Source organism: Agrobacterium sp. V1, from assembly GCF_030518355.1.
In the GTDB taxonomy this organism is placed as follows: domain Bacteria; phylum Pseudomonadota; class Alphaproteobacteria; order Rhizobiales; family Rhizobiaceae; genus Agrobacterium; species Agrobacterium cucumeris.
This window is the reverse complement of record NZ_JAULSF010000004.1, coordinates 157,791-170,114: the sequence shown is the minus strand read 5'-3', so window position 1 is coordinate 170,114 and position 12,324 is coordinate 157,791. Positions and strand designations below refer to the sequence as shown.

Annotated in this window: 10 protein-coding genes; 3 read left to right on the top strand and 7 right to left on the bottom strand. The window is 61.2% G+C overall.

What is annotated here, in order from left to right; translation table 11 throughout:
* The first annotated feature begins 325 nt into the window (after positions 1-325).
* The gene (locus QSV77_RS25820) at positions 326-631 is read left to right on the top strand and encodes an alkylphosphonate utilization protein (protein WP_142845902.1); all 306 of its coding nucleotides are present in this window, start codon (positions 326-328) and stop codon (positions 629-631) included.
* A 20-nt stretch (positions 632-651) separates the two neighbouring features.
* Here the strand turns inward: QSV77_RS25820 and QSV77_RS25815 are convergent, their stop codons facing one another.
* The 5 genes from QSV77_RS25815 to QSV77_RS25795 form a co-directional block, all read right to left on the bottom strand.
* Positions 652-897, bottom strand: coding sequence for a hypothetical protein (locus tag QSV77_RS25815; protein WP_080821135.1), 246 nt, complete (start codon positions 895-897; stop codon positions 652-654).
* Complete coding sequence (locus QSV77_RS25810; protein WP_205125166.1) at positions 894-1,238, bottom strand: hypothetical protein; 345 nt, start codon at positions 1,236-1,238, stop codon at positions 894-896. The genes QSV77_RS25815 and QSV77_RS25810 overlap by 4 nt, the downstream gene beginning before the upstream one ends.
* Positions 1,235-2,125 carry a hypothetical protein gene (locus tag QSV77_RS25805; RefSeq protein WP_142845901.1) on the bottom strand — a complete coding sequence of 297 codons (891 nt, stop codon included), beginning with the start codon at positions 2,123-2,125 and terminating at the stop codon, positions 1,235-1,237. The genes QSV77_RS25810 and QSV77_RS25805 overlap by 4 nt, the downstream gene beginning before the upstream one ends.
* The gene (locus tag QSV77_RS25800) at positions 2,122-2,595 is read right to left on the bottom strand and encodes a hypothetical protein (protein ID WP_142845900.1); all 474 of its coding nucleotides are present in this window, start codon (positions 2,593-2,595) and stop codon (positions 2,122-2,124) included. The genes QSV77_RS25805 and QSV77_RS25800 overlap by 4 nt, the downstream gene beginning before the upstream one ends.
* Positions 2,596-2,693: 98 nt before the next feature.
* Complete coding sequence (locus QSV77_RS25795; RefSeq protein WP_142845899.1) at positions 2,694-4,487, bottom strand: ParB/RepB/Spo0J family partition protein; 1,794 nt, start codon at positions 4,485-4,487, stop codon at positions 2,694-2,696.
* Positions 4,488-4,821: 334 nt separating this feature from the next.
* On the opposite strand from QSV77_RS25795, the gene QSV77_RS25790 reads away from it, so the two are divergent.
* Positions 4,822-5,172: an antitoxin Xre/MbcA/ParS toxin-binding domain-containing protein gene (locus tag QSV77_RS25790; RefSeq protein ID WP_142845898.1), complete on the top strand. Its 351-nt coding sequence runs from the start codon at positions 4,822-4,824 to the stop codon at positions 5,170-5,172.
* Between the two features lie 8 nt (positions 5,173-5,180).
* Positions 5,181-5,678 carry an RES family NAD+ phosphorylase gene (locus QSV77_RS25785; protein ID WP_080821130.1) on the top strand — a complete coding sequence of 166 codons (498 nt, stop codon included), beginning with the start codon at positions 5,181-5,183 and terminating at the stop codon, positions 5,676-5,678.
* A gap of 70 nt (positions 5,679-5,748) precedes the next feature.
* Here QSV77_RS25785 and QSV77_RS25780 read toward each other — a convergent pair whose 3' ends face one another.
* Together QSV77_RS25780 and QSV77_RS25775 are read right to left on the bottom strand one after the other, a co-directional pair.
* On the bottom strand, positions 5,749-10,206 hold the full coding sequence (locus QSV77_RS25780; protein ID WP_302735575.1) for a DEAD/DEAH box helicase family protein: 4,458 nt from the start codon (positions 10,204-10,206) through the stop codon (positions 5,749-5,751).
* Positions 10,203-11,999, bottom strand: a complete 1,797-nt coding sequence (locus QSV77_RS25775) for a diguanylate cyclase (RefSeq protein WP_302735574.1) — start codon at positions 11,997-11,999, stop codon at positions 10,203-10,205. The genes QSV77_RS25780 and QSV77_RS25775 overlap by 4 nt, the downstream gene beginning before the upstream one ends.
* Positions 12,000-12,324: the final 325 nt, after the last annotated feature.

The window sequence follows — 12,324 nt, the reverse complement described above, 5'->3', positions numbered from 1 at the left end:
GACCGGCCGCCCCGCGGCGCGAAAGCGGCCTTGAATCGAACGGGCGCCGATTCAGGCCGCCACGAAACCGAAGGACGGGACGGGTAAGGGGCTGTCCAGGACGCTAAAGCGGAAGGAAAATCATGCAAGTCGCACGCCAGCCCCGATCCGATGCGTTGCTGCCATTCTGTCCGCATGCGCCAGTCATCTGCCACGCCGCCAGATAGGTTCGCTGTGCAACCCGATGAGCCCGAGCGGCCGCCGGATTTGCCCACGGGGCCTTTCCGCGATAGAGGCGCGTCTGACCTCGCAAAGAACGAACTTCATTCGGGAAAGGAAACAGCAGATGACCGAGCATGCCGACGACGATTACATCTATGACGAAGCCACCGGCGAATGGCGCCCTGCCTCGGAGATCGCTGCGGAAAAGGCCAAGGCCGCCGAGGTCCGCGATGCCTCCGGCAATATCCTGGTCGATGGCGACAGCGTCGTGTTGATCAAGGACCTGAAGGTCAAGGGTGCTGGCCAGACCCTGAAGCAGGGCACGGTGATCCGCTCGATCAGGCTCACCGACAATCCGGAAGAAATCGACTGCCGTCATGACGCCATCAAGGGTCTCGTCCTGCGCACCGAGTTCGTGCGCAAGCGATAGGCAGTTCGCCAGTTCGGCAATCACGGATCCTCAACGGGATACCGCCCTGAATCGAGCGGCCGCTTCGGCAGACGGTAGCGATCGAGCCAGGTCGGGCCATGGGTGTTGCGCAGCTTGCGCAGGACCTGACCGTCATCGCGGGGCGCCTCGCCCATCCAGGCATAGTTCAGGATGCGCTTCCACGATCGGCCATGCCGGGCGGCATAATCCTGGAGAGCTTGCACTTCCTGTTCCGTCAGGGGCGGCGATGGTTCGTGACGCTTCATGCCGCATCCCTTTCGTTGATATCGCCATGCAATTCTAACCTCGCCAGGAAAGCGGCGATCGCTGCCTCCTGACGCACGAGCTTGCGCGATAGTGCTTCGATCTCGCCCCGGCGCTGGAATTCCAATCCCTGAAGATGAGACTGGAATAGCCGTTCATCGGACGGCGCCCAGTGTGACCCGGCCCGTTTGTGCGTACGACCGGTGGACTTCGCCTTCTGGGTGACTGTGACGCGCTCGGCACGAGCTGCAATCTGTCGCAGCACCAGATCGAGATGATGGCGCGTCTCGCGACGCGCCGCCTCCATACGGGCAAGAAGGACATGGGGACTGATCGGGGTCACGCCGCGCTCCTCTCCGACCAGGAGACAAAGCTGGACGGGCCGTCATAGGCCGCATGGAGCGTTTCATTGATGACAAAGCCAAAGCGACCGACCTCATATTCGGTGGACGGCACCAGAAAACGGCGCTCCTCGACATGATGGTCGCGCTTGCCTCCACGCGTGGTAATCACCTCCGTCATGCCGGGATGATGATCCGATCGCAGCGCGGAGATCACCACCCAATCATCGGCATGCGCCAGTTCGAAGGCCTCGCGATCCTTCATATAGGACTCCCCCGGCGCCAGTACCTGCCTCGAAATCGCCTCCCACGCGGCGGGTTCCCAGTCCTTCAGCGTCGTTTCCGCGCAGCGCCGCTCATAGCCTGTGAACAGGTCGGGAAAGGTGATGGCAACGGCTGCCCAGGCGGAATCCTCCTCATAGACGCCATCCGTTGACCGCAACGTCGGGTGGACCTGTGCGTTTCGATCCTGGGAGAGCATGAACCCGCCATGGCTGGCCGTCATGTGCGAGACGATCCCATCGGCATAGATGGTGGCAATCTGCGAAGCACCCCACGGGGTGCTGCATGACATCCGTGTCTGTATGCGATTGAGTTGAGCCAATTCGCGTTTATGCTCCGCCGTTTCCAGCACGCAGGAACGGAAGGCAGCCTCGTTGGTCAGCCGGCCCTGGTGGCTGTAGAAGTCAGCGCGGGTCAGGTCGCAAAGCGGGCGGTTCGCACGCCACGCGCTAGCCAGAAAGCCTCCGCCCTCCGGCAAGGGCAGCATGGCAAGCGTGATGTCACCGATCCGGGCGACCGGAAAGCCGTCGGCGCTGACGCCGAACTCCACCCCTGAATATTCGCGGGTAGACGCAATGGTCTTGTCCGGGGAACCAGGCGTGCTCATGCCGCAGCCCTCCCCTCGACATGATCGGCCGCGACCTCGTCCGCGGTCACTTCTTCGAGAACGGCCAGGGGATGCCGGTGGATCTTCAGCCATGCCTCGGCCGCTTCGGGGTTTTCGGCGAGATGGACCAGTTCATGCGAAGGACCGGGGCGATCGAACACGCGGACCGAGCCGATCGCCGGGCGATCGACCACTGTGAAGGTCAGCGTACTGTCGAGACCGAAAGTGCGCAGGATGGTGACAACGATCGTGCCGCGGCTGCCGATGTCACCCTCATGCAGGGTGAAGGACGCCGGCGCGGTATAGCTGCCCAGCGTTCGAGAGTCCTCCTTGCGGATCAACCGGCCCTGACTATTGCGGGTCTTCCAGATGGCCAGCTTCTTGCTGTGCCGTTCCGGCGGACGCGGTGTGCCATCGGACCAGGAAATGAGCGAGCCAACGGGGGCGGAAAATGCTGCATGTGCAGACATGGGAATTCTCCCTTGATTTTGGGGGTTCTAAACAGCACTGCCGCCGCCGGGACTCACCGGCGGCGGCAGATCATTCGGAAGGGAAATGAAGCACGCGGTTATTCCGCCGCGATCCCGTAGGCGTCCTGCTCGTCGTCAGGAGCGGCTTCGCTCGCGTCATTCTCTTCGAAAGGCACGTCGCGCTCGAACGAATCAAGGCCATCGGCCTCGTCGGCCGGCACTTCATCCGGAGCGCCGTCTTCGATCGCTTCGCCATCGATGCTGTCATCATCCGCACTGGCAGCTCCTTCCTCGCTGTCCAGATAGTCGGCGTGCTTCATCAGATCGGCGATCTCGCCTACATCCGGCGCAAACAGCGCGGAGGCATGCACGAAGTGGCCGTCCTTAAAGTGCTCGATCAGAGCGGAGCGGGTTTCCCGGACTTTCTGGCGGGGAAGCACGTTCGCCTCCTTCGCAGCCGCCTCCAGCGCCTGCCGCGACAGGCACAACAGGAAGTCTTCACTGCCCATGTTCGGCAGGAAACTATCGGCGCCGATGGCGTCACCGGCGATGCGGGAAACAACACCGCTGTTCGACATACCGCGCCTGCACGACAGAACCTCGATCAGAATCGAGCGGGCGGCGACCCGAATGGTCTCCATATCGAAGGCAAGCTTGCCGTCCTCGGAGAACAGGCGTGCCACATGGCGCTTGAACCGCTTCGGCCCGAACACATTGTCGTTCGCACCGGAATCGACCCGGACGTTCAGGCTGGCGAAGGCAAGAACGAGCAATGCCATCAGCATGTCGTCCTCGATCGGCGCGCGGCCGAACGCCTCGTGAAGCGCATCGGTGCGGAAATCGCCGATCATGTCATGGCCCTTCTGGGTCACGTCGGGGCGCTGCTTCGGCGCATCGATGACAGAGCCATCATGCACAGCACCCTCACCGCCCGCGGTGACCGCACCGGCTTTGCCCTTCTTCTTCTCTTCCGGCATGCGGAAGGCGACCGACTGCACCTTGCCGTCACGGTCGAGATACATGGCGACGTGATCGGACTTCGACGGCTTGCCATAGATGCGCTCGGCCTTCTTCGGCAGCTCCGGCTGGCCATAGCCGTTGGTTTCGACAATCGTGCCCTTCTTCGGCAGGTTGGACGTCATCCACTCCTGCTGTGCGCCGAGGAAGGCTTCGACATTCGTGGTATAGCGATTATCCTGATCGGCGGGCGCGAACAGATCCTCGACCCACTCGATACCGTAGGCGGCGGCGAGATCGTCACCGAAGCTCGCATCCCGCGCAAACATCCGGATCTTCGCGAGCCCCCGCGAGATGTTGTACCAATCCGCGCGTTCGTTCTTCTTCGGCTTGTTGGCCTTCCAGACCTGCTTCTGCTCATCGAGCGAGGCGGACGCGATCGTGCGCAACTGCTGCTCGTTCGGCATGTCGCCGAGCGCCATCTGATCGAGCATGGCCGGAAGAACATTGGCCAGCAGGCGCAGCTTCCGGATCTGGCGCACCGGCAGGGCAAGCGCGACAGCGATCCCCTCCTCGGTCCAGCCGAGGGCCACGAGCCGCTCGATGCCGCGCCATTGGTCCACCCCGTTAAGAGGCTCTCTCGCGATGTTCTCCACCATCGAGCGCATGGCGCCATTGTCATTGGCGGCATCACGGACAATCACCTCGATTTCTTCCAGCCCGGCGGCAATCGCCTGCCTGACGCGGCGGTGACCGGCCTGGATGACATAGCCGTTTCCACCATCGGTCTGCGGCGAGACGACAGGCGGCTGGATGATGCCGACGGCCTTCACGGTGGCGAGAAGCAGCGCATCGGCTTGCGGGGACGACTTGGAGCGGCGGGTATCGTCGGGATTGTCCTTCAGCGCACGGGGATCGAGTTTGAGGATCTGCATGGGATCTGTTCCTTCCGGGATATCGGAACCGGCACCTCACCGGTCCTTCCTGCCTTCAGTTCTTTCCGAAGATATCTCCCGGACCGCAGGGCGGGAAGATCGGCGCAACCGCGCCCGAGCGGCCCTGCCCGTCAGGGCGAGCGGGGCAAAGCCTTGCGAGAACGACAGGCAGGGTTGCGCAGGGGGCTGTTGAGCGAAGCGGCGCCGGGAAGCCCGGTCTGCGAAAGGGACTTCTTTTTTCCCTCATTTCTTCTTTTCCCGCAAAGCATTGAAGGCCGCCAAAATTGACGCTATATAGCGTCTATATTAATGGTATTTTGAATGGAGGTGGATCATGGGCCTCGCCGAATATGCAGACGATGGACTGTTCGCACCGCGCAAGATTGCCGATGCGTTTCGCACGACCAGCGAAGAGATCGCCCGCACCGCCGGTCTCGGAAAAGACGCGATCCAGCGCAAGGATCGTGTTCGCTCCGACAGAACGCAGCGTCGGCTGCGCGAGATGATCGAGATCGTCAACAAGGTCGAACCGCGCTTCGGCTCGGCACTCATGGCTTATGCCTGGTATCGCTCAGAGCCGCTGTCCGGCTTCTCCGGCCAGACTGCGATGCAGCTGGTCCGCAATGGTCGCGCCGAAGAGGTGCTCGACTATATTGACGCGGTCGACGCCGGCGTTCACGCATAGCTCCGCGGATGCACTATCAAGGAAAGCTCTATCGGGCGCTCAACCCGATCTACGCCCGTGAGCCCTTGTCGGGACGCGGTGCAGAACTCTATGGCGGCCGGTTCAACCCGAAAGGCGTGCCGGCCCTTTACACATCGCTGACGATCATGACCGCACTGAAGGAGGCCAACCAAGTCGGCAATCTGCAACCGACGACGCTGGTCTCCTACGATGCCGATATCGAACGTGTGTTCGACTGCCGGGATGACGCGGCCCTTCGGGCGCAAGGCATGGATGCGGTGGCCCTCGCCGATCCGACCTGGCGTGATCAGATGAAGGTTTCGGGGGAAGCGAGAACGCAAACCTTCGCGCGCCAGCTCGCGGCCGCTGGCTATTGCGGGCTGCTTGTGAAGAGCTTCGCCCCCGGCGCCACGGATGACGATCTCAATCTCGTCCTCTGGACATGGGGCAGTGCGGCTCCCGGCCGCCTGATCCTGATCGACGACGAACACCGACTGTCGCGATAGTCCCGCAGGACGCTATCTGCCTTGCCACGAGAAGCCGGTCGCATATGATCATGCGACCGGCCTGTTATCGTCAGGCGGCGATTTCTTCCGCCTCCACATCTTCTCGCGTCGACGCCGTGAGCGCCTCCTCGACCTCGCGCAGCTTCTGGCGCTTGTCGGCCAGCTCGTCGGCGAAGGCGAACTCTCCACTCTGCCGCGACTGGTAGGACGCCAACCTGCGCCGGTATTCCTCCAGCCGCTGGCGATAGCGCTCCCGCTCCTCCTCGAACCCGTCGAGCGCATGTTCGAGCCGGGAGATGGCTCCTAGCGGCGTGACGGTGACCGGCAACTCGATCTCGTAGTCCGCGCCGGTGCGCTGAAGCAGCGTCTGGTAGTGATGGTTATCGCCACGGCCGAAGGTTTCGCCGGCATAGACGAGATCGAAGCCGCCGATGGTGGCGATATGGACCTCGCCCTGTTGTTGAAGCTGGACGAGGGTGAGGATTTCCTTCATCAGCGCTCGGCCTGCATCCTTGCGCTCGGTAAATGGCTTGCCCGTCACGGTCATGGTGAAGCTTTCGCCCGACGTCAGCACTACCCGTTCTATGTCCTGGCCGATTTCGTCGATGCGCCGCGTGGCGGTCGCGATCTCGCGCTCGGCGTCATGCAATTGCCGGCGAACGGCGAAGAGATCGTCGTCATGGGCGGCGCGCAGCCGTTCCAGTCGCGCGATATCGGCTTCAAGACCTGCCTTCTGCATCAGCCGCTCATCGCCACTGGCAATCGCTTTCGCCATGGCGAACTGGTTGGCCTGACCTTCGTTCAGATCTTCCAGCCGGCGGATGGAAGTGTCCCCGGACAGTGCGGCGGCAATAAACCTCGCCTTTCGTTCGTTGTTCTGCCACATCGTCGCGTCGAGGCTTCCCTGCGTAGCGTAGGCGAAAATATCGACCTCATCGTGCTGGTTGCCCTGGCGGACGAGGCGGCCCTCCCGTTGCTCAATCTGGGACGGCAGCCATGGGACATCTAGATGGTGCAGTGCCTTCAGCCTGAGCTGGGCATTGACGCCCGTGCCCATGGTTTCCGATGACCCGATCAGGAGGCGGACTCTGCCGGCGCGCACGTCACCGAACAGGCGCTGCTTTGCCTCGGTCTTCTTGTAATCCTGCATGAAGGCGATTTCCGACGGCGGCACGCCCATGCGGACCAGTTCGTCGCGGATCCAGCGATAGGCCGAGAACCCCCTCGTCTTCTCGACATTGATGGTGCCGAGATCGGAGAAGATCATCTGCGCCGCGCCGGGAAGTTCGTAAGGCTTGCCGTCCGGGCGGAGGTAGGTGTTTTCCGAGGTCTGCTTCCAGATGCGGTGGGCGTTGCGGACGAGCAGATTGAGCTTGTTCTCCGGCTCGTCGTCCATTGCCGGCATGACCAGACGCAGATCGATCGCCGCGTGACGGCCGTCGGTGATGACCGAAAGCAGGATGTCATCGCTAGGTTCGGGTGGACGATCGCGCTCCTCGATCGCCTTGATGCGGGTTTCGAGGATTTGCTGGTAGGCCTTGAAGGCAGGCGTCGGGGCGGCGGTCAGGATCTGCCGCTTGCCGGTGGCGATCTCCGGCACCTTGACATGCGCTTTAAGATCCTCCGGCATCACCACATCGGCGAAGGCCCGGAACATGGCGATCAGCTCCGGCACATTGACGAACGAGGCAAAGCGCGACACAGGCTTGTATTTGCCGGAGGGCTGAAGTTCGAGCTCGGTCTTCTCGTCACCGAAGTTCGAGGCCCAGGCGTCGAACTCATGCAATCCGCGCTCGCGCAAGGCCTCGTAGCCGAGGAGCCGCTGGATCGAGAACATTTCGCCGAGCGTGTTGGTGATCGGGGTGCCGGGGGCGAGCACCAGGGCGCGGCCCGGATTCTTCGTCTCGATATAGCAGCTCTTCACATAGAGGTCCCAGGCCTTCTGCGAACCGTTCGGGTCTATGCCCTTCAAGGTCGACATGTTGGTGGCGAAGCTGAGTTTTCTGAACTCCTGCGCCTCGTCGACAACGATCTGGTCAATGCCGATTTCGGAGATGGTCAGCAGATCGTCCTTGCGGGTAGAAAGCGCCTCCAGCCGCTCCTGCAAACCTTCCTTCAGGCGCTCAAGCCGCTTGCGCGAGACCCGATCCTCATCATCGACCCTGGTCAGCAGGTCCTCGTAGAGCTGCAGCTCGTCGTGGATCATCTGTTGTTCGAAGGTCGAGGGCACACCGATGAACCTGAAGGCGGAGTGGGTGATGATGATCGCATCCCAGACCGCCGTCGCCGCCCGCGACAGAAAACGCTGGCGCTTGTCCTTGGTAAAGTTGGTCTCATCAGCGACGAGAATGTTCGCCGAGGGATAGAGCGCCAGAAACTCGCGGGCGGCTTGCGCCAGGCAATGGCCGGGCACGACCAGCATCGCTTTGGCGATCAGGCCGAGACGGCGTTGCTCCATGATCGCCGCCGCCATCGTCATGGTCTTCCCAGCGCCGACGGCATGGGCGAGATAGGTGGAGCCGGAGGAGATGATCCTCCAGATGCCGCGTTTCTGATGCCCATAAAGAACGAAGGCGCCCGAGGCGCCGGGAAGGTTCAGATGGGAGCCATCGAATTTGCGCGGCGCGATGTTGTTGAAGCGATCGTTATAGACCCGGGCCAGCCGGTCGGTGCGATCGGGGTCGCTCCACACCCAGGTCTGGAACGCTTCCTTGAGCTTCTGCAGCTTGTCGCGCGCCGCTTCGGTGTCGACGACATTCAGCACCCGCCGCTCGCCATCGGCGTCCTTGATGGTGTCGAAGATCTGCGGCACCCGGGAATTCAGCGCATCGGCGAGCAGTTCGCCGGCATGGCGGCGGCTGGTGCCCCATTCCGATGTGCCGGCGGCGCTATAACCAAGTTGCCGAGCCTCGACCGTCCATGATCCCAGTTCCGGCATGTGGTGGATGCGAATTTCCGCGCCCATGGTTTCCTTGACGAAGGCCACGACGTCGGACGCCGGAATCCACGGGGCACCCAAGCGTGCCGTGATATCGGACGGACGCAGATCGGCGGGCTGAACCTCCCGAAGTGCCGCGACATTGCGCTGGAGGGTAGGCTCGAGCTCGGCCGCAGCTTCCGCGGCGGCAAGCTTGGTGCGAACCGGGCCGGAGAGATAGGCGTCGGACGTTTGCCACGAACCGTCGGTCGGATCGCGGAAGATGGCCTCACCCAGTTCGGCGATCACCGCCTCCGAGTCACGATGCAGCAGCTCGGCGATGTGGTCGACGTCGACGCGGCCGCACTCGTTGAGCACGACGGCCAGTGCATCGGCGGCGCTGGTGATGACCGGCGCGGCGGGCGGCGAGATCACCCGTTCGGAAAAGATCGGCCCCGGTCTGGCCGTATCCGTTTCGAGGTCGTAGTCCTCGATGGAAGCGACCAGCCAGCAATCGGGATCGTCGAGGAAGGGCTGAAGGTTCGGTCGGCGGTGGCTTTCCCGGACCTCGCCGGTTTCCTCGTCCTCCGAGATCGAAACCGTGGTGTGGTTAATCGGTCCAAAGTCGCGGACGAACGACGACCAGGCGATGCGCAGGCGCACCTGGTTGTCCCTCCAGGGGCGATCCTGTTCTTGGCACCTCAGCACCTCGCGTACCGCGTCCCGGACCGGGATCAGCTTGCTGATGATGCGGATGTGCTTCTCGGACAAGCCATCGCCGCTCCGGCCCTTGCGGACCTTGATCTGGACCGGCGAACCGTCGACCATCTGCATCAGACCCTGGCGGTTATCGATGAAGAAGCTGCCTTCACGAACCTTCTCGTTTCCGGGGCGAAGGTCGACGATGTCGCCGAGCTCGTCCTCCAGGTCGATGTCGATCTCGGTCGGCTCGCCGTCGTAACGGTCTTCCGGAAGAAGGGAGATGACGGCCTTCAGTGCCGTTTCGAGCTCGACGCCGGCACGGGCGCGGCACGTATAGGTCTCGCCGAAGGGGCCTGACGTCAGCGCGTGGTCGCCGAGCACGAAGCCGGGATGCTTTGCGAACCAGCGATTGACGCGGATGGCGCCTTCGTCGTCCGTCGCCGGACGTACTTCCTCCAGATCGAGCCACGACAGATCGCCCTCGGACTCACCAGCCTTGCGCTTGCGGAAGAACAGGAGGTCGACCACGACATCCGTGCCGGCATCACGGCGGAAGCTGCCTTCGGGCAGGCGGATTGCGGCAATCAGGTCGGCGGATTTGGCGATATGCTCGCGGGCGGTGCTGTCCGCCTTGTCGAGCGTGCCGGAACTGGTGACGAAGGCGGCGAAGGCGCCGGGCTTAAGCAGATCAATCGACCGGGCAATGAAATAGTCGTGCAGACGCAGACCAAGCGAGCGGTATTGCCGGTCGGAGCGGACGGTGCGATCGGAAAAGGGTGGATTGCCGATGGCGAGATCGTAGATCGGCGAGAGGTCAGTGCGCGCGAAATCCCCTTCAATAATCCGAGCTTTCGGCTGCAGGAGCTTTACGATACGCACTGTCACCGGATCGAGTTCGACGCCGGTCACACAACGCTTTCCGTTATCTCGATTTCCAGTCGGTGAGCCGGTATTTGCCATTTTTCGAGCGCCGCTATTACGGTCAGCGGATAGGCAGGCGAACATAGCTCCAGTACGGAAGCGTTGAGCGCGATGTCGACATTGGGAAATTCAGCCATCATCGCACAGGCATCTTCCAATATAACGCCACCGATTTCGTGGATCAGGCCGCACTCCTCCGCCAGCGGAATGAATTGCTCAGGACTTATGTACCCGAACTCTGGATGGTTCCAACGTGCCAGTGCTTCGAAAGAACAGAGCACACCCTCCCCTGCGGAAAAAACAGGCTGATAGAATGTTTCTATCTGCGCGCCGTCATTGACCGCTTTTCGCAGGTCAGCCTCCAAAGCCCTCCTCTTGCGAAGCAGCTCATCCATATGGTCGCCGAATATCGCGTATGTATTTCTGCCGGCAGCTTTGGCATGATACAGCGCAATGTCAGCCTGCCGGATAGCTTCGTTTGCGTCGAAGACGCCTTGCTTCAGGGCGAGACCTACGCTTGCGCCGATGGCGATATGTGTGCCATCGATTTCGAAAGGCGTTCGAAGTTCTTCCACGATGGTCTTTGCGACCTGCTCTGCCTCGGGGAACTCGTTCAGCTTGACAAAGACGGTGAATTCATCGCCGCCGATCCGCGCAACGAGCGCGTCGGGCAAAAGGCCTGTCAGTCTCGCAGCAACAAGGGAGATCAATTTATCCCCTGCGGGATGGCCGAGTGAATCGTTCACCTCCTTGAACCTGTCGAGATCGGTGAACAGCACGGCATGCACCTCGCCTTCCCTCGCATTTTGCGTGGCCACCGCAACTCGCGCGTGGAATTCGGAACGATTGGCAAGACCCGTGAGACCGTCATGTGTCGCCTGGTATTGCAACTGCTCACGGCTTGCCTGAAGACGGTTCGATCGTCTCCAGAATGCATTTCCCCCGAAGCTTGCTGCACTGAATATAGCAAGAAATGCCACCGCAATTGCGGGAATGGTGGCCGCGAAAACTTTGTGTCCGGGTTTGAATGGTTGCCACTCGAAATAGCCTACCACATATCCGGATCTCGACTGCAACGTCAGATATGAAAAACGAGGGTCCGTCGGATGATGAAGCGTGAAGCGCAGATTGCGAAACTGGTACTCCTGGCCCACGGTTGCCGCGAGATCTCCATCCAGAAAGCGAACGGCGACATGCAGATTTTGTTGTCCCGGCTGCTGCTCGATATCTCCCGTGTCGGAAACGATCGGTTTAACGCTGATGATTGCCGGACGTGAGCCAACGTAAACGATGTCCGCTTCGCCAATGGACAGGACCTTGCTGCTCGTTCCCTCCTCATCGCCTGCAACAAGCCGCTCCTTCAACCTCTTTGCCAATGGCAGATAGGCGGCCGATAGACCACCGCTGATCCGGGCATCATTGGGATCGACAACAAATTGATAGATTGGATTGAGATCCGCTGTCAGTACGATTGCTGCATCGTGCCCGAAATAGGTATTCATCCATACGCCGAGATTGGTGTCCATCCAGTCGCGGTTTCGGACCATGGAATTCCTGACCGCATCATCCCAAACAGTGGCACTTTCCTGATCATGAGCGATTGATGACTTTAGTTTCGAAACCGTGAGGGCAACGACATCGCGTTGTCTTGCCACCGCGATTGCATCGCTTGCGACCGACGCCCAGTAGAGTGACAAGAGGAGAAGGCCACATATGGCCATCGACACCACGATGGGCAGGTTAAATCTCCAAAACCATTTTGACTGCAGATGGGTTAGCATTCGTTCGTATCCGCCTGTGTTTTGCTCACACTACGTGAACGAAACTTAAAACTGCTGGAACCAATATAGTTAAGTATGGCTAAGAAGGCCTTGGACATGTCGCAGCCATGGCATCCTGCGACACCGCCTCGACGGGCGACTGGTCCGGTAGGTGATCTTTGACATTTCATCCTTCGAAGGTTGGGCGGACACGCTGAGCGCCAAAGGAGCACCTTCAATGGTTCGCCGGATACGTTCGCGCATTTGCATGGCCGCGCAATAAGCCTGCAAGGGCGATTGAGGAAAGATCTTCTGCCGTCGCTGCGCGGCCGGTGGGAAAGGATGT